Here is a 15824-nt window from a genome sequence, read left to right as displayed (position 1 = left end):
GTGCCCGGCGAGGGCACCCGCACCCGTCCGGTCAGGCGACCGTGCAGTTGGTGCCGTTGAGGCTGAACAGCGTCGGCTTGCTGTTGGTGCCGCTCCAGCTGCTGAGGAAGCCGAAGCCCTGGCTGGTCCCCGGCGCGATGGTGCCGTTCCAGCTCGCGTTGGTGACGGCCGCGCTGGCCCCGGTCTGGGTGTAGTTGCCGTTCCAGGCCTGGTTGATCACCTGGCCGTTGGCGAACGTCCACCGCAGCGTCCAGCCGCTGACCGGCGCGGCGCCCATGTTCGTGATCACCACGTCACCCTGGAACCCGTTGTTCCACTGGTTGGTGATCGTGTACGTCACCCGGCAGCCCACCGGCTGCGTGCTCGCCGTCGGCGACGGCGACGCGCTACGCGACGGGCTCGGCGAGGCGCTGGGCGACGCGCTGGCCGACGGGCTCGGACTGGCCGACCTGCTCGGCGACGGCGAGGCCGAGGCGGACGCCGACGGCGAGGTGGTGCCGACGATCGCCCAGTACGCCTCCTTGGCCTGCAGCGACACGTCGAACAGCAGCGGGAAGTCCTTGCGGCTGACCGGGTAGCTGTCCAGCCAGGTGTTGTCGTCGGCCAGACCCCACAGCGTCACCGAGGTGATGTTCGCCTTGTACTTGCGGTACACGTCGAACCAGGCCTTGTACCGGGCGGCCTGGCGGGTCAGCCGCTCGGCGGGCGGGGTGGTGAAGCTCTCCGAGGAGCTGGTGTAGATGCTGGTGTCCATCTCGGTGATCTGCTGCTCCACCCCCAGCGGGATGAACTTGGCGATCATCGCGTCGACGTCGGCGCCGGTCGGCCAGTCGACGTTGCCGTGCATCTGGTGCCCGACCCCGTCGATCGGCACACCCTCGGCCTTCAGCTGGCTGACCAGGGCGTAGAGCTTGTCGCGCTTGGCCGCCACGTTGGTGTTGTAGTCGTTGATGTACAGCTTCGCGTTCGGCGCCACCTGGCGCGCCACCCGGAACGCGGTCCGGATGAAGTCCAGCCCGGTGATGTTGAACCAGGTGCTGCGGCGCAGCCCGTCGGACTGGTTCTCGTCGATGACCTCGTTGACGACGTCCCAGGCGTAGATGTCGTTGGCGTAGCGGGTGCCGACGGCGCGGATGTGCGCCTCCAGCCGCGCCAGCAGCAGCGTCTTGTTCGCCGCGGTGGCGGTCATCGGCTGCCCGGCCGCGTCGTTGAACACCCACGCGGGCGTCTGCTGGTGCCACACGAACGTGTGCCCGCGCACCTTGATGCCGTTGGCCTTGGCGAACGCGACGATCGCATCGGCGTCGGTGTAGTTGAACACGCCCTCGGTGGGCTCGGTCGCGTCCCACTTGAGCGCGTTGCCGGGCGTGAGCGAGTTGAAGTGCTTGGCCAGCAGCTGGCCGTGCTCGGCCAGCAGCTCCGAGCGGCCGACGGCCGCCCCGATCGGAAAGTCGTTGGCGAAGACGGTCTTCAGCGACGGGATGCCGGTCTGGATCGGGCTCGCCGGGACGTACGACAGGGTGAAGTCGTCGATGTGGAACGAGGCCGTGCCGCTGACCGTCTCGACGTACACGGCGAAGAAGTCGGCGTCGTTGGCCAGCGTGTACGAGCCGGTCAGCTGGGTCCAGCCGGATTCGGACACGTTGGTGCTGTTGACGACCTGCTCATAGTTGGTCGTGGTGCCCAGTCGCCGCTCGACGCTCATCCGCAGCTGCGCGGTGCCCGCCCCGGTCGCCGTCCGCGCCCACACCGAGTACGTGTAGCGCACGCCCTTGGTGACGGTGGACAGCAGGCTGCGGCTCGGGCCGTTCCAGGCGGCGGTGCGGCCGCTGGTGAGCAGGCTGCGGGTGCCGGCGTGCGCGGCGGCGGTGCTGCTGGCCACGACCTCGGCGGTGCCGCGCATGGCCCAGCTCTGGGTGGTGCCGTCCTCGAAGTCACTGGTGAGGACGGTGACCGGGTCCGCGGCGCGGACCGGCTCGGGGGACAGGGCGATGACCGCGACAGGCAGCGTGGCGGCCAGCAGGAGCATGCCGAGACCGGCATGCAGGCGTTTCCAGGACAGTGGAGACACGTGGGGTCCTCAACGGGCGTGCGCGCCGCCGCGCACCCTGCCCAGGGGTACGGCCGGTCGCGCGGGCTGCGGACGCCTGTGACCCGCCGACTCCCGAAAGGCGTGCCGACCGTCGCGGTGCGACGGTCTGCCCGGAAGGCGATCCGGGTCGATGCTATGAGCCGGGCCTGCGGGGCGTCAAACGGTCCCCGGTGCGTCGCGCCACCGCGCCGCCGCCGTTGCACAAAAGTGCAACGGCGGTCGCGATCCTGGCGTCCGTGCGTCGCGATCTTTATGTTGAGTCCACCGGAGCGGCACGGGACCGCACGGCAAGATCCGACGCGGAATGATGTCAGCCGACGGGGGATGGCATCAGGAGGCAGCGGAGGCACCGAGTGCGGATGCGGGTCGCGCCGTCGATGTCGCGGTCAGAGTGTCACCGCGAGCCGACGAGGGGTCGGCGGGCTCGACGAAGTGCTCGGTGCTGTGCGGTTCCGTGCTGCCACCGGCGTCCTGAGAAGGCCGCCCGGTGTTCGGAGTATAGATCGACCGCAGACAGGTGGATGATGCGACGTTCCTTTCTAGCCGCCGCGACGGCGCTGCTGCTGGCTCTCGGCTCGCCCGGTTCGGCGCATGCCGGGGGCTTCACCGGCGACGCCTACTCGTGGATGAGCACGTACTGCCCGCCGACGGTGGTCACCGGGCAGATCGACAGTCTCACGGTCGTGCCGGGCGTGTCCTCGGTCTTCCGCGGCCAGCTCGTGGCCTGCTCGGACATCGAGACCTTCGAGATCTTCTCGATCGTGTTCTACCGGCCCTCCGAGGTGCGGGGCTGGGCCCACCCCTACCTGCGGTCGGTGAGTCCGGCGGCGCCGTCGTTCGCGGTCAACGTGGGACTGCCCTCGGACACGACCGCCGTATGCCTGCTGGTCAGCCCGACCACGCGCCTGGACTGCCGCGCGATCGTGTTCGAGGTGGTGAACGGGCAGGCCGTGCCCCGACTTGGAGATCCTGTGCCCACGGACGCGCCGTCGGTCGCCCGGCCGGTCACGGTCCCGCTGAAGTACAGCGACGACCCCGGCGGCGGCGGGCCGAACTGCCCGACCTGCTGGGGATGACATCCGACGCGGTGCCGGGTCGACCCGGCACCGCGTCCACAGATCGGGCCGGGCGGGGTGGCCTAATGGCTTTGCGCGAGAGTGATCATGGGCATAGGGTGCCCGCGTGCGCGACATCCCCCGGATCGTGTGGATCCTCGCCGTCGGCCGCTTCGTCAACGCCGCCGGGTCCTTCGTCTTCACCTTCCTGTTCCTGTACCTGACCGGACCGCGTGCCCTGCCGCTGGCCCAGGCCGGCCTGGTCAGCGGGGCACTGGGCGTGGGCCTGCTCGCGGGCAACCTGACCGGCGGCGGGTTCGGCGACCGGTACGGCCACCGCCGCGTCCTGCTGGCCGCCTCGACCGTCGCCGGGGTCGTCACCCTGCTCATACCGTGGACGCCGGTGGCGCTGCTCGCGGTGTCGACCGCCGTGCTCGGCTACAGCGGCGCCACGGCGGGCACCGCCCAGGGCGCGCTCACCGCGCTGGCCGTGGCGCCCGGTGACCGGCGCCGGGCCGTCGCGATCGGCCGGGCGGCGTTCAACGCGGGCTGCGTCATCGGCCCGCCACTGGGTGCGCTGCTGGCGGTGGAGCACTTCACCGCGCTGTTCGTGATCGACGGACTGGTCGTCCTGGCGGTACGGGCCGTCACCGCCGCGCTGCTGCGCGCCGAGCCGGTGGCCGCCACCGCCCCGGCCGCGCGGTCGTCCGGGCTGTGGTCCAGTGTGCGCGCCGACCGGACCCTGCTGGCGCTGCTGCCCGCGATCGTGGTCGTGGACGTCGTGTACCGGCAGCTGTACACCACCCTGCCGGTGCACCTGCGCGACCACGGGCAGGGGCTCACCCTGTACGCCACGCTCATCGCGGTCGGTTCCGGGCTGATCCTGCTGCTGGAGATCCCGGTGACCATGCTGCTGCGGCACCGGCCGGCCCCCAGGATCCTCGGCACCGGTTACGCCCTGGTCGGCGCCGGCATGGCGCTGTTCGGCCTCGGCACCGGCGCGGCGCTGGTGATCGCCGCGATGGTGGTGCTCACCGCGGGCGAGATCCTCTACAAGACCACCGCGACCGCGTACGTGCTCGACCGGGCCCCGGACGGGCTGACCGGTCGCTACCAGGGTCTCTACACCGCCGCCGCGACCAGCGGCACCATGCTCGCCGCCCCGCTGGGCGCCGCCCTGTACGGCCTCGCGCCCGCCGCCCTGTGGCCGGTGTGCGCCGTGGCCGCTGCCGCGTGCGGCGTGCTGGCCTGGCACGGCGGCCGGACCGAGGCGGTCTCGGGCGAAACCGTCGAGGCGACCGCCTGAGCCGGTAGCGGTCGCCCGCCGCCGACGCTTGCACAAAAGTGCAATGCGCGGCGACATCCTGGCTGGGCCAGGTCGGAGTCTTTACCGTGAGTCCCGCCAGCCCGGCCGGGGCTGGCAGCGTCCCGCTCGGAAACGATGTCAGCTCGACGGGGGATGGCATCGTTTTCAGGGGGGATACACCAGTGCAGACGCAGGTCGTGCCGTCGCTGTCGCGGTGGGGGGTGTCGGCGGGGGCGGATCTCGTCTTCCGGACGCTCGCCGCCTTCGGTCCCTGGTCGGTCGACCAGACCGGAGCCTCGCTGGGATGGAAGAACCAGCGGGTGCGCGGAGCGCTCGACGAACTGCTCGCCATCGGTGCGGTGGCCGCGCTGCCGTTGGGGACCGGAGACGGTCGCCAGTGGACGGCGCGGTCCGCCACCGAGGTCGTCGCCGGGCTGCGACGGCGCAGCCAGGTGGAGGCCGCGGCCCGGCACCGGCTGCGCGAGCGGCTCACCCACTTGATCAATCCGGAGTTCGTGCCCGACCCGCACCGCATGGCGGCCCGCGACGTACGGCCGCTGTTCACCGTGGCAGGGGTTCGTGACCGCCTGGCGCAGCTGATCAACGGGGCGCGCCGCGAGCACCTGGCGATGAACCCGGAGCCGGCGTTCAGCGCCGAGACGGTCAAGGCGGCTGCTCCGCTCAACCGCGCGCTGCACGCCCGAGGCATGCAGGTGCGCACGCTGGGGGTGCCGCCCACGGCCGAGGACGAGTCGGGTTGGCACACCGACGAGCTCAACGCCTACGGCCTCGCCTTCCGGCAACTGCCCAGCCTCCCGTCGAAAATCATGCTCATCGATCGTCGCTGCGCGATCCTTCCGATCGATCCGGACCGCCTCGCGGCGGGCGCCTGGGAGATCACCGCCCCAACCGTGGTGGAACAGCTGGTCGCGTTCTTCCACGAGCATTGGGACCGCGCCCGGGATCCGATACGGGATTGGAAACCACCCATGGACCTCACCCCTCGGGAGCAAGCGGTGCTAGCGCTGCTGGCCAAGGGATTCACCGACGCCGCCGTGGCGGCGAAGCTCGAGATCAGCCTGCGCACCGTGGCGTACACGATCAGCGGCCTGATGGAGCGGTACCACGTCATCAACAGGTTTCAGCTCGGCCTCGTGCTCGGGGCCGGAGACGATCCCGGATCCGACCGCGTCGCGGATCCGGGCGAACCGGAAGAGGAGTGATCATGAGACGTCGACTTGCCGCGCTGATCTCGGTGCTGGCGGTGCTGCTGGCCCTTGGCGCACCCGCGCACGCGGCCACCGACCGGTTCAAGTGGATGAGCTGTGCCGCCGGCACCGCCACCACCGGCCACATCGACGACGGCGCGATGAACTACGACGGCAGTCTGATGCTGCACGGCCGCTTCCAGACGTGCCACCCGCCCACCCAGTACGAGGTGTTCGCACTGGCCGTCTACCTCTCCAACGGCCACACCTACGGCACCGCGACGACGTACTGGGGCGGCGCGCCGCTGCCGCCGCTCTTCGAGGCGAAGGTCGGCGCACCGGATGAGACGCAGGCGGTGTGCCTGCTGGCCGCGCCGAACGTGCGCCTGGACTGCCGCTCGGTCACCGTCACCGTCACGCCCGGCGACGGACGGATGAAGGAGGTCGGCGCGCAGATACCGGTCGACTCCCCGCTGGTCGACAGGCCCGCGGCCATCTCGATCGAGTACGGGATGGTCGACCAGGGCCCCAACTGCCCGACCTGCTGGGGCTGATCGCGGCCGCGGGTGGTCGCCGCCCGCGGCCGTTCACAACTCGGCCAGCGTCCGCGCTTCGCCCATCACCGCCGCGCCGCCCGGCGTGTCGCCGTGATGGGCGAGCCACAGCGCCGTCTCGACCCGGCGGGCCACCGCCCAGCGTACGATCCGCTGCGGGTCGACGGACAGCTCGGCGGCGAGCAGGTCGCGCCGTGCGGCCAGGACCGCGGCCGGGTCCGGGTGCGCGAACGGGTCGTCGACCTGCTCCAGCAGCGGCCACGGGTCGTACGCGGGATCGCCCGCCATCGGCTTGGGGTCGATCGCGAGCCAGCGGCCGTCGCCGCAGGACAGGACGTTGTTGGGGTTGAAGTCGCCGTGTAGCAGCACCCGGCGGTCGGCGGTCGCGGGCAGCTCCCGCAGCAGCCGGGCGCCGTAGGCGACCAGGTCGGGGTCGTAGCCGGGCCGCAGCCGGGCCATGCGCTCGTCGACCAGGTCGGCCCAGTGGGCGGTCACCCTGTCCAGCGGGTCGAACCCGCCGGTCGGGGCCGCCCGCCACAGCCGTCGCAGCACGCGCGCACCCTGCCGCAGCCGTTCGTCGGCGGGCGCGGTGGAGTCGCCCAGCGGCAGGCCGGGATCGCAGCGCTCCAGCAGCAGCGCGTGGTGCCGAGGGTCGTGGGCGAGCAGCCGGACGGCGCCGTCGCCCTGCCACAGCCGCAGCGCGGCGGGTTCGCCGTACATCTCGGGGTGCGGCCAGGCGATCTTCACGATGACGCCGGTGCCGTCGGGCAGCGTGGCGGGCGCGACCCAGCTGCAGCTGCCGCCGCGCAGCGGCGGGGACAGGGTGAGCTGGAAGCGCTCACGCACCTGGGCGATCAGTTCGGGCAGCTCGGCCAGCCAGCCCCGGGCGTCGGCGATACGGCTGAGCTGAGTCACGACGGGCAGGTCCGGCGGGAGCAGATCGAATGACGCGGCGCGGTCCATCCGGCCAGCGTATCGGCTGGCGGAACCGTGCCGATGCGGGCATTCATTGACACATTTATTGGAATGTGTAAAGTTTAGCCGGGCATGCTGCGGGAGCCACGCAGCCGGTATGGATGCCGGGCACGCATCCGACCATCGCATCGCCGACGACCGATCACGTCGGTGTCCAGCACGCGCGCCAGCGCCTGCGGACCGGGCCCGCGCCACTCCAGCGCGCGTGACATCCGTACCTCCGATGTCTTGGAGCCATCATGTCCTCACTCGCCGCAACCCGCGGCAAACTGATCATCTCGTCCCTGGTCGTGGCCCTGACCTCGATCCTGCTGCTCACCACGGCCCTGGCCAAGGTCGCCGACGCGCACGGGAACGTGGTCGACCCGGCCTCGCGCAACTACGGCTGCTGGGCCCGCTGGGGCAGCGACTTCCAGAACCCCCAGATGGCCACCCTCGACCCGATGTGCTGGCAGGCCTGGCAGGCCAACCCGAACGCCATGTGGAACTGGAACTCGCTGTTCCGGGAGGGTGTCGCGGGCAACCACCAGGGCGCCATCCCCGACGGCCAGCTGTGCAGCGCCGGGCGCACCCAGAACGGCTTCTACTCCTCGATGGACACGGTCGGGGACTGGAAGGCGCAGAACATCAGCACCAACTTCCGGATCAAGCTGTTCGACGGCGCTCTCCACGGCGCCGACTACATCTGGGTGTACGCCACCAAGCAGGGCTTCAACCCGGTCACCCAGGCGCTGAAGTGGAGTGACCTGGAGCTTGTCGGCCAGATCGGCAACACCCCGGCCGCGCAGTGGACCCCGGAGAGCGGCGGCGGTGTGTCGATCATGGTCAACGGCAGCGCCCCCGGCCGCAGCGGGCGGGGCATGCTGTTCACCATCTGGCAGGCCAGCCACCTGGACCAGTCGTACTACTTCTGCAGCGACGTGAACTTCGGCGGCACGAACAGCCCGTCGCCGTCGGTCTCGCCGTCCCGGTCGGCGTCCCCCTCCCCGTCGCCGTCGCGTTCGGCCAGCCCGTCCCCGTCGCCCTCGCGGTCGGCGTCGCCGTCGCCGCTGCCGGGCGGCTGCTCGGCCACGTACGCGCTGACCGGCCAGTGGCCGGGCGGGTTCCAGGGTGAGGTCAAGGTGACGGCCGGATCGGCCGCCATCACCAAGTGGACCGTCACCGTCACCTTCGCCAACGGCCAGACGATCACCCAGGTATGGGGTGCGACGATCACCACCAGCGGATCGACGACCACCGCCAAGAACGTCTCGTACAACGGCAGCCTCGCCGCCGGGGCCAGCACCACGTTCGGATTCCTGGGCAACGCGCCGCAGAGCAGCAACGGCGCGCCGACCCTGACCTGCTCGCCGGTCTGACCGTAACAACGACCGGACAGCCCGGCGCTCAGCCGAGCGCCGGGCTGTCCGGCAGAGGTCACTGCATCGCGGTGCGGTGCGGGTGGTCGAAGGACGTCGGGCAGGAGAAGACCCACAGGCCGTAACCGCGGCCGATGGTCGTCCCCGTCGGGCTGTCCGGTCCTTCCAGGGTCTGGAATTCGCCGGGTTCGGGGTCCTCTTCGATCGGCCGCCAGCTGCCGGAGCCGCCGTCCCACTCGGTGAGCCGCCGTCTGGCCTGCTCGCCGCCGACACGGTGGACGCGATGCGGCGGGCGCTGGACGCGTCGGCCGCCGCCTTCACGACCGTCGACGCGGACGCGCGGCAGGTGCCCGTCCCGCTGCCGCAGGGGCCGCTGCCACTGTGGATCGCGGCCGGAGCGGCGGCGCTTGACGCCGCCGTACACGCCTGGGACATCGCCGTCGCGGTCGGCGCCGCGTCGCCGCTGAGCGACCAGGCCGCAGCACAGCTGCTGGCCGTGGCACGCGAGATCGTCGAGCCGCTGCGGGCGTACGGGGCCTACGCGCCCGAGCTGCCCGTCGCCGCGGCCGCCGACCCGGTCGAGGCGCTGCTGGCCTACCTCGGCCGCCGGGCGGACTGGACGCCGCGGCAGCGCTGAGACGCGGCGGTGCCGCACGCCCCGGATCTCGGGAGCGTGCGGCACCGCGTCGTCACGATGGGCGGGTCACGCCGCGGCGACGATGTGCGCGAACGCGATCGGCCGGTCGGCCACCGCGTGGAACTGAGAGGTCAGGTTCTCGTTGATGCCCCACCAGTAGCCGAGCACCGTGCCGGTCGCGTCGGCCTGGATGACCAGGTAGCCCTGGCCCACGCCGTCGTACTCGGTCGCGCCGACGGCGCGGGTGTCCGGGAAGTTCAGGTACGGCGAGGCCGGGTTGGTGCTGGCGACGCCGTGCGGGTTGCTGGTCGAGTCCACGACGCTGACGGCCCACTCCACGGTCGCGGCGTCGCCGTCCCGCTCGACCTGGGTGCGGCCCGCGTAGAACGCGGTGTGCCCGGTCGGGTCGCCGGCGCTGGAGTCGCTGCCGCTGTACTTGATGGCGATGAGGTCGCCGGGGACCAGCTCGGTGACCTTGGTGCGCCGGTCCAGGTTGGGCACCGTGCCGGCGGTGAACTTGGCGTAGTACTGCGCCGAGGTCGGGCTGGTGCTGCCCAGGTAGGTGCTGAAGTAGGTGTCGTCGGCCCAGCCGTAGGCGGCCTTGAGCGACAGGGTCACGAACGGCGCGCAGGTGGTCTTCGCCTCGTACGTGTACGGCGAGCCGGGCGTCCCCCACACCACCGAGTTGGTGCTGCTGCTGGGGTGCCCGTTCTTGCCCGGGTAGTAGTTGTACGCGTTCTCGCCCGGCCAGCCGATCAGGTTCAGGTTGTTCTTGACCTCGTGCGCCTTGGCGATGCCGTACGACGAGTAGAACAGGTCGGGGTCGGCCCCGGCGGCGGTGGGCGCCAGGGCCAGGGACGCGAACGTGATGGCGGACGCGAGCAGTGCGGTGGCTCGGTGGAGCCGCATGGGTGTTCCCCTCGTCAGTCGCGGACGGACCGTCCGCTGTGTTCGCCGACGATTCGACCACCGCCGCAAGCCCGGCTGAGCCGCGAACGCGACACCCGCACCACCAGCAGCCGACAGAACCCCCGTGACCACCCCCACACCCTGTGACCTGCCCCATCACCGCCCCGCCCCGGGGAAAGGAAGGGCCCCTTCTTATCGGAATCTGTAGTACAAGGGACCCTTCCTAACGGGCGAGCGGCCCGACGGCGGAACTCAGCGGATGCGGTAGGCCCCGGAGCGGGGGCGCCAGCCCGCGGGCGGGTCCTCGCCGACCCGGCCGTCGACGGCCTCACGGATCAGGTCGGCCTGGCCGGTGTGGCGGCCGTACTCCTCGATCAGGTCGCAGACGAGTCGCCGCAGGCTGGCGCGGCGGCCGTCCGGATGCGCGGCGTGCACCAGCTGGTCCAGACCGCCCTCGGCCAGCGCCGCCGCCAGTCTCGCGCGGGACCGCTCGACCGCGTCGTCCCACAGGGCGTACAGCTGCTCGGGGGAGTCGGCGGCGGCCGTGGTGAACTCCCAGTCGTCAGTGCCGTCGTGCAGTGTGTCCCATGGCGCGCCGATCGGCTCGCCGCTCAGCTTCTTGGCGAAGGTGTAGCTCTCCACCAGAGCGAGGTGCTTCAGCAGGCCGCCGAGCGTCAGCGTGGACGCGCCGACGCGGGTCTGCAGCCCGGCCGAGTCCAGGTCGTCGGCCTTGAACCGGAACGTGGTGCGCAGCCGGTCGAGGGCGCCGGTCAGATGCTCGGCCTCGCTGCCCGCCAGCGGCGGCTCCCACGGGGTGTCGTCGTCGATCATGCCTGCACCGTAGGCCGTCCGACCGACAGTTCGGGCTCAGGCCCGCCTGCGGGCGCGTACGACGGTGTCGTGCAGCATGATCTCGCCACCGTGACCGACGACGGCGCGCTGCCGCGTCTCGGCCACCACGACGTCCCACCGGGCTGGGTCGAGGGCGGCGGCCACCTGCTCCGGCGTGACGTGGACCTGGTGGGTGGCGCCGTGCGCGCCGTGGGAGTGGTGGTCGGCCGGGTGGTGCCCGACGATCAGCAGGGTGCCGCCGGGTGCGACGGCAGCGGCGAGTCGGGCGTACAGGTCCAGGGGCGAGCCGGGCGTGTGCACGTAACCGGTGCAGACCAGGTCGTATTCACGGTTGGGCGTCCAGTTGGCCAGGTCCGCGCGGGTCCACGCCACGCGGGCCGCGAGGTCGGCACCGACGGCCTCGGCGCGGGCGCGGGCCCGGTCGAGTGCGGTAGGGGAGATGTCGACCGCGTCCACCCGCCAGCCGCGCGCGGCCAGCCAGACGGCGTCCGCGCCCTCGCCGCAACCGGCTTCCAGCGCTGTTCCGGGCGCGAGCCCGGCGACCTCAGCGGCCAGCTGCGGGTTCGGATGTCCGGCGCCCGGCCCGGCGTGGTCGCGGTATCGATCTTCCCAGTACGCCTCGTCGAATTCCCCGGACACCCCGACTCCTCTCACAGCGACGCCGACCGTTCATACTGGTCGGCGGTCGTTTCGTGGTCGGGTCGACCATGCCTGGCTCTCGCCGATTCGGCAACCTTCCTTGCCGGATCAGCAAACAAATCTTGCGTGGAGTACCCCGTACCCGCCCTCGCCGTCTCGGATCCGCACAGCGGTGGTGTGCCGTGCGCGATTACCTGTCACCTGTGCACGGTGCGGAGCTGCGATGTATCAGGGATTTGAACCCCGCGCTGCCCTCCGCGCGCCGGAGAAAGGTGCCGGTTTGACCGCCGGCGCGGCTCGTGCGCGCCTCCAGGACGACTACCTGCTCCACGCTCAGTCCAGCAGGTCGACCTCCCAGTTCGTCCGCTGGATGTCCGTGTCGAGTTCGCGCAGCTCCCGGGCGAGCTGGTCGGCCTGCCCGCGCAGGTCGGCGACCGGCAGCGTGGACAGGAACTTCAGTTCCGAGCGCAGTTGGCGTACGGCGTAGCCCCGCTGGTCGCGCCCGGCGGCCGCGTCGGCCGCGTCGGTGACCACGGAGTGCCGCAGGCGCAGCACGTCACGTCGGGCCAGTGCCTGCGTGAGCGTGGTCGTGCCGACGGAGGTGGCGGAGTTGGTGCGGTTGATCCGGGCGATGAGCGTCTCCAGCCGGTCGAGCACCGCCTCGACCTCGGTCAGCAGCTCGGCCGCGTTCTCCGACGGCTCCTCGCCCTCCTGGTGGCGGGCGTTGGCGGTGATCCGGCTGCGCAACTGCTCCACCCGGCGTACGGCATCGGCGCGCTCGGCCAGCGCCTCGGCAAGCTTCATGATCGTCCTCCCGTTCCGGCACGGACTATAGCCTCAGCGCCCCGGCGGCGTGATCGCTTTTCTCCGTCGGCCCCAGCCGTGACCGGGCGGGTCAGCTGCGCAGGTACGACGCGCCGTTGAGGTCCACGATCGTGCCCGAGGACCACTCGGCCTCCGGCGAGGCGAGCCACAGGACGGCGGCGGCGATCTCCTCGGACCGGGCGACCCGGTTGAACGGGCTCTGGGCCCGGATCTCGTCGCCGCGTACGCCGCCGAGCTGCTCGCTGGTCATGTCGGTCTCGACGAAACCCGGCGCCACGGCGGTGACCGCGATGCCGTACGGGGCGAGCGCGACCGCCAGCGACTGGGTGAGCGAGTTGAGCCCCGCCTTGCTCGCGCCGTAGGCCGCGTGCCGCGGTTCGCCGCGGAACGCCCCGCGGGAGGAGACGTTGACGATCCGTCCACCCCGGTCGCGCAGGTGCCGCGCGGCGCACCAGATCACGTTGGCCGCGCCGACCAGGTTGGTGTCGAGGGTGAGCCGCCAGTGGCGCTGCCAGTCTTCGTACGAGGTGTCCAGGATCGGGTGTGCGGTGTAGACGCCGGCATTGTTTACCAGCACGTCCAGCCCGCCGAGCGCCTCGGCGGCGCCGTCGACCATGGTGCGGACCGCTTCGGGGTCGGCCAGGTCGGCCTGTACCACGACATGGCCTTCGCCGGGCAGCTCGTCGCGCAGCCGCTGCGCGGCCGCCACCGACTCCCGGCAGTGGATCGCCACCCGGTCCCCGCTGCCGGCGAACGCCTCCGCCACAGCCCGTCCGATTCCCCGGGAAGCCCCCGTCACCAGCACCGCGCGCCCTGTCACACCGGTCATCATGCCCGAGCGCGCCCGGCTGTCGCCACAGCCCTTGTCGATCAGGAAACCGTGCCCGCGACACGCCGCCGAACCGTGCCATAGGTTCATGATCGACCGGGACCGCGGGGCGCCCCGGAGGGCGCCCCGACGGGGTCAAGGGGCCGAGTAGGCGAAGGTGTAGGAGCCTGCGCCGGAGGCGGACTGGAGGAGGTAGGTGTAGTAGCCGGCGGTGCCGCTGTAGCTGAGGGTCTCGTCGGGGCCGCTGGTGGCGGCGGTGGCGACGGTGGCCCAGGCGGAGCCGTTCCACTTCTGCAGCTGCAGGTTGAACTCGACCCCGGCGGGGCCGTCCAGGCAGGCGCGGTGGGTGCCGGACGCGGCCGAGTAGTAGTAGGTGCCGTCCGGCTGGTACACCGAACCGCCGCTGCTCAGGCTGCCGGTGCGGGTGTTCTGGTAGCCGGTGCACGTCGTGCCGCCGCCGCCGATCTTCGCGCGGATGGCCCGGTCCATGACGTCGAGGCCGACCAGGTTGAACGGCTTGCCGAGGGTACGCATCAGCGAGTCCTGCGACGGCCGGTAGATGCCGTTGGCGTACTGGTGGCCGCCCTGGAAGCAGCCGATGACGCCGCCGTCGGGGGTGGCCCGGCCGGCGTAGGAGGCCCACTTGGCGCAGCTGGACGACTTGGTGACGTTCGGCTCGCTCGGCTCGCTGCCGGTGTAGGTGGTGCCCGCGGTCCAGTACTCGTCGGCCAGGCCGCCGACCGAGTGGCCGAGTTCGTGGATGGCGATCTGCCCGGCCTGGGCGTTGCCGCCGGAGACGGTCGCCAGGCTCGGGTAGCCCGCGCCGCCGTACTTGGTGGTGTTGCCGACCGCGACGATGGCGTCGACAGCCGGGGCCTGGGCGGCGTACGACTTGGCCTTGGTCTCGTTGAGGCACAGCAGCCGCTCGATGTTGCCGCACCAGAAGTACATGTCCAGCGCGGTGTTCTTGCTGATCCCCTGGGTCGGGTCGTTGTCCACGCCGGACTGCGCGGACACCACCTCGACCAGCCACACGTTGACCGAGTCGCGGTAGGTGCTCCACGGCGCGGTGGCGGCGATCGTGTCCCATTTGGCCTGGGCGTGCTGCCGGAGCAGGGCCATCTCCGACGAGGTGTAGCCGTCGCCGACGATGACCAGGTCGAACCGTTCGCTGGACGGCCCGGTGTTCTGGATCGCGACCACGGCGGCGGCCGCGGCGGCGGCCCGGCTGTCGGCGCTCTGCGCGCCGGTGCGCTCCGCGGGCAGCAGCATCGGGGTGATGGTCCCGTCGGCGGAGAACACCTCCCGCCACTGCTGCTCCGGGCGTTCCGGTGCGGCCGCGGCCGGGGCGGCGGCGAGGATCGTGGCCGCCGACAGCAGCGCGGCGGCGAGAGTCAGGGGACGTCGGCGCATGGGCGCCTCCTATGACGAAGGGGTACGGGCGCGCCCGCCGGTCGCCGAGCCCAAGACATCGATGACCGTGCGTGGCTGGCGTCCCACTCTGCCGGTCGGGGGCGGGGCTGCGGCAATCCCGGCTCGCCATAACCGGCGCGTGATGGCTGCGCGTGAATAAGGCGCGCGAGCGCCTTCCGCGTACGGGCCGGGTGGCATAGCGTGCCGCTGTGGAGCTCGAATTGCGGCATTTGCATTCTCTGTGTGTGATCGCCGATGCCGGGAGCCTGACCAAGGCGGCGACGCTGCTCGGCGTCTCGCAACCGGCGCTGACCGCGCAGCTGCAGCGGGTGGAGCGTGAGCTCGGCGCGCAGGTCTTCGTACGCGGCAGGCGCGGGGTGACCCCGACCCCGCTGGGCCAGTACCTGCTGACGCGGTCCCGGGGCGTGCTGCTGGCGGTGGAGGAGCTGCGCCGCAGCGCCCGGCAGCACGCACCGGCGGAGCGGCCGGTGATCCGGCTCGGCGGCATCGCCGGGGCCGTCTCCGTCGGCCTGGCCGACCGGCTCAGCGACCTGCTGCCCGAAGCCGAGGTCCGGCTCACCACGGAGTACTCGCCGCGCCTGCTGTGGGAGCTGCTGCTGGCCGACCGGCTGGACGCGGTGGCCATGGTCGACTACCCCGGGTTCCTGCTGCGGCAGCCGGTGTCGGTGCTGGCGGAGGTGGTCGCGGTGGAGCCGGTGTTCGTGGCGATGTCGCAGCAGCACCGGCTGGCCGGCCGGGCCTCGGTGGACCTGGCCGAACTGGCCGACGAACCCTGGGCGCTGAGCCCGCCGGACGGGTCGGGCTGGCCCGACTGCTTCCTGGTCGCCTGCGACCGGGCCGGTTTCGCGCCCCGGGTGCTGTACACGGTCGCCGACGCGCAGCCGCTGCGCGAGCTGGTCGCCACGCGCCGGGCCATCGCCGCCTGCCAGGCGGTCTTCGACAGCGGCGGCGGGGTCGTGGTGAAGCCGCTGACCGGGGATCCGGTCAAGATGCGGCACCTGCTGGTGTGCCGCGGCGAGGGGCCGGTGGCGCACCTGTTCGACGCGCTGGTGCGGCTGGCCCGGCAGGCGTACTGGGCGTACGCGAGCCGCCGCCCGCACTACCAGGACTGGCTGCGGGTGGAGGGCGCCGGTACGGCGGTGGACTGACCC

Annotated in this window: 15 protein-coding genes; 7 read left to right on the top strand and 8 right to left on the bottom strand. The window is 71.9% G+C overall.

All coding sequences use genetic code 11. The features are described from left to right. Positions 1-31 precede the first annotated feature (31 nt). A complete protein-coding gene (locus tag QEZ54_RS09400) occupies positions 32-2071 on the bottom strand; it encodes an endo-1,4-beta-xylanase (protein ID WP_281304124.1) in 2040 nt (679 codons plus the stop codon). A gap of 545 nt (positions 2072-2616) precedes the next feature. On the opposite strand from QEZ54_RS09400, the gene QEZ54_RS09395 reads away from it, so the two are divergent. The 4 genes from QEZ54_RS09395 (at position 2617) to QEZ54_RS09380 (ending at position 6215) form a co-directional block, all read left to right on the top strand. Then, complete coding sequence (locus QEZ54_RS09395) at positions 2617-3168, top strand: hypothetical protein (protein WP_281304123.1); 552 nt, start codon at positions 2617-2619, stop codon at positions 3166-3168. A gap of 106 nt (positions 3169-3274) precedes the next feature. Beyond that, positions 3275-4453, top strand: a complete 1179-nt coding sequence (locus QEZ54_RS09390; protein ID WP_281304122.1) for an MFS transporter — start codon at positions 3275-3277, stop codon at positions 4451-4453. Positions 4454-4635: 182 nt separating this feature from the next. Then, positions 4636-5676, top strand: a complete 1041-nt coding sequence (locus QEZ54_RS09385; RefSeq protein ID WP_281304121.1) for a LuxR C-terminal-related transcriptional regulator — start codon at positions 4636-4638, stop codon at positions 5674-5676. Between the two features lie 2 nt (positions 5677-5678). Further along, positions 5679-6215, top strand: coding sequence for a hypothetical protein (locus QEZ54_RS09380; protein ID WP_281304120.1), 537 nt, complete (start codon positions 5679-5681; stop codon positions 6213-6215). A gap of 33 nt (positions 6216-6248) precedes the next feature. On the opposite strand, the gene QEZ54_RS09375 is transcribed toward QEZ54_RS09380, so the two are convergent. Beyond that, a complete protein-coding gene (locus QEZ54_RS09375; RefSeq protein WP_281304119.1) occupies positions 6249-7178 on the bottom strand; it encodes an aminoglycoside phosphotransferase family protein in 930 nt (309 codons plus the stop codon). A 251-nt stretch (positions 7179-7429) separates the two neighbouring features. On the opposite strand from QEZ54_RS09375, the gene QEZ54_RS09370 reads away from it, so the two are divergent. Further along, positions 7430-8548, top strand: a complete 1119-nt coding sequence (locus QEZ54_RS09370) for a lytic polysaccharide monooxygenase (protein WP_281304118.1) — start codon at positions 7430-7432, stop codon at positions 8546-8548. A 283-nt stretch (positions 8549-8831) separates the two neighbouring features. Next, positions 8832-9185, top strand: coding sequence for a hypothetical protein (locus tag QEZ54_RS09365; RefSeq protein WP_281304117.1), 354 nt, complete (start codon positions 8832-8834; stop codon positions 9183-9185). A gap of 66 nt (positions 9186-9251) precedes the next feature. Here QEZ54_RS09365 and QEZ54_RS09360 read toward each other — a convergent pair whose 3' ends face one another. From QEZ54_RS09360 to QEZ54_RS09335, 6 genes are all read right to left on the bottom strand, one after another. Further along, complete coding sequence (locus tag QEZ54_RS09360) at positions 9252-10094, bottom strand: hypothetical protein (protein WP_281304116.1); 843 nt, start codon at positions 10092-10094, stop codon at positions 9252-9254. 252 nt (positions 10095-10346) lie between these two features. Further along, a complete protein-coding gene (locus QEZ54_RS09355) occupies positions 10347-10925 on the bottom strand; it encodes a DUF664 domain-containing protein (protein WP_281304115.1) in 579 nt (192 codons plus the stop codon). A gap of 36 nt (positions 10926-10961) precedes the next feature. Next, entirely contained in the window at positions 10962-11585 is a 624-nt protein-coding gene (locus QEZ54_RS09350; RefSeq protein ID WP_281304114.1) for a class I SAM-dependent methyltransferase, read from the bottom strand. A 333-nt stretch (positions 11586-11918) separates the two neighbouring features. After that, positions 11919-12389 carry a DIP1984 family protein gene (locus QEZ54_RS09345; protein ID WP_281304113.1) on the bottom strand — a complete coding sequence of 157 codons (471 nt, stop codon included), beginning with the start codon at positions 12387-12389 and terminating at the stop codon, positions 11919-11921. A gap of 91 nt (positions 12390-12480) precedes the next feature. Next, entirely contained in the window at positions 12481-13230 is a 750-nt protein-coding gene (locus QEZ54_RS09340; RefSeq protein ID WP_348650527.1) for an SDR family oxidoreductase, read from the bottom strand. A gap of 144 nt (positions 13231-13374) precedes the next feature. Beyond that, the gene (locus QEZ54_RS09335; protein WP_281304111.1) at positions 13375-14652 is read right to left on the bottom strand and encodes a M64 family metallopeptidase; all 1278 of its coding nucleotides are present in this window, start codon (positions 14650-14652) and stop codon (positions 13375-13377) included. 209 nt (positions 14653-14861) lie between these two features. On the opposite strand from QEZ54_RS09335, the gene QEZ54_RS09330 reads away from it, so the two are divergent. Further along, positions 14862-15821, top strand: a complete 960-nt coding sequence (locus QEZ54_RS09330) for a LysR family transcriptional regulator (RefSeq protein WP_281304110.1) — start codon at positions 14862-14864, stop codon at positions 15819-15821. Positions 15822-15824 lie beyond the last annotated feature (3 nt).

Origin of the sequence: Catellatospora sp. KI3, assembly GCF_029948125.1 — a bacterium.
Lineage (GTDB): Bacteria > Actinomycetota > Actinomycetes > Mycobacteriales > Micromonosporaceae > Catellatospora.
This window is presented reverse-complemented; position numbering and strand designations above follow the sequence as displayed.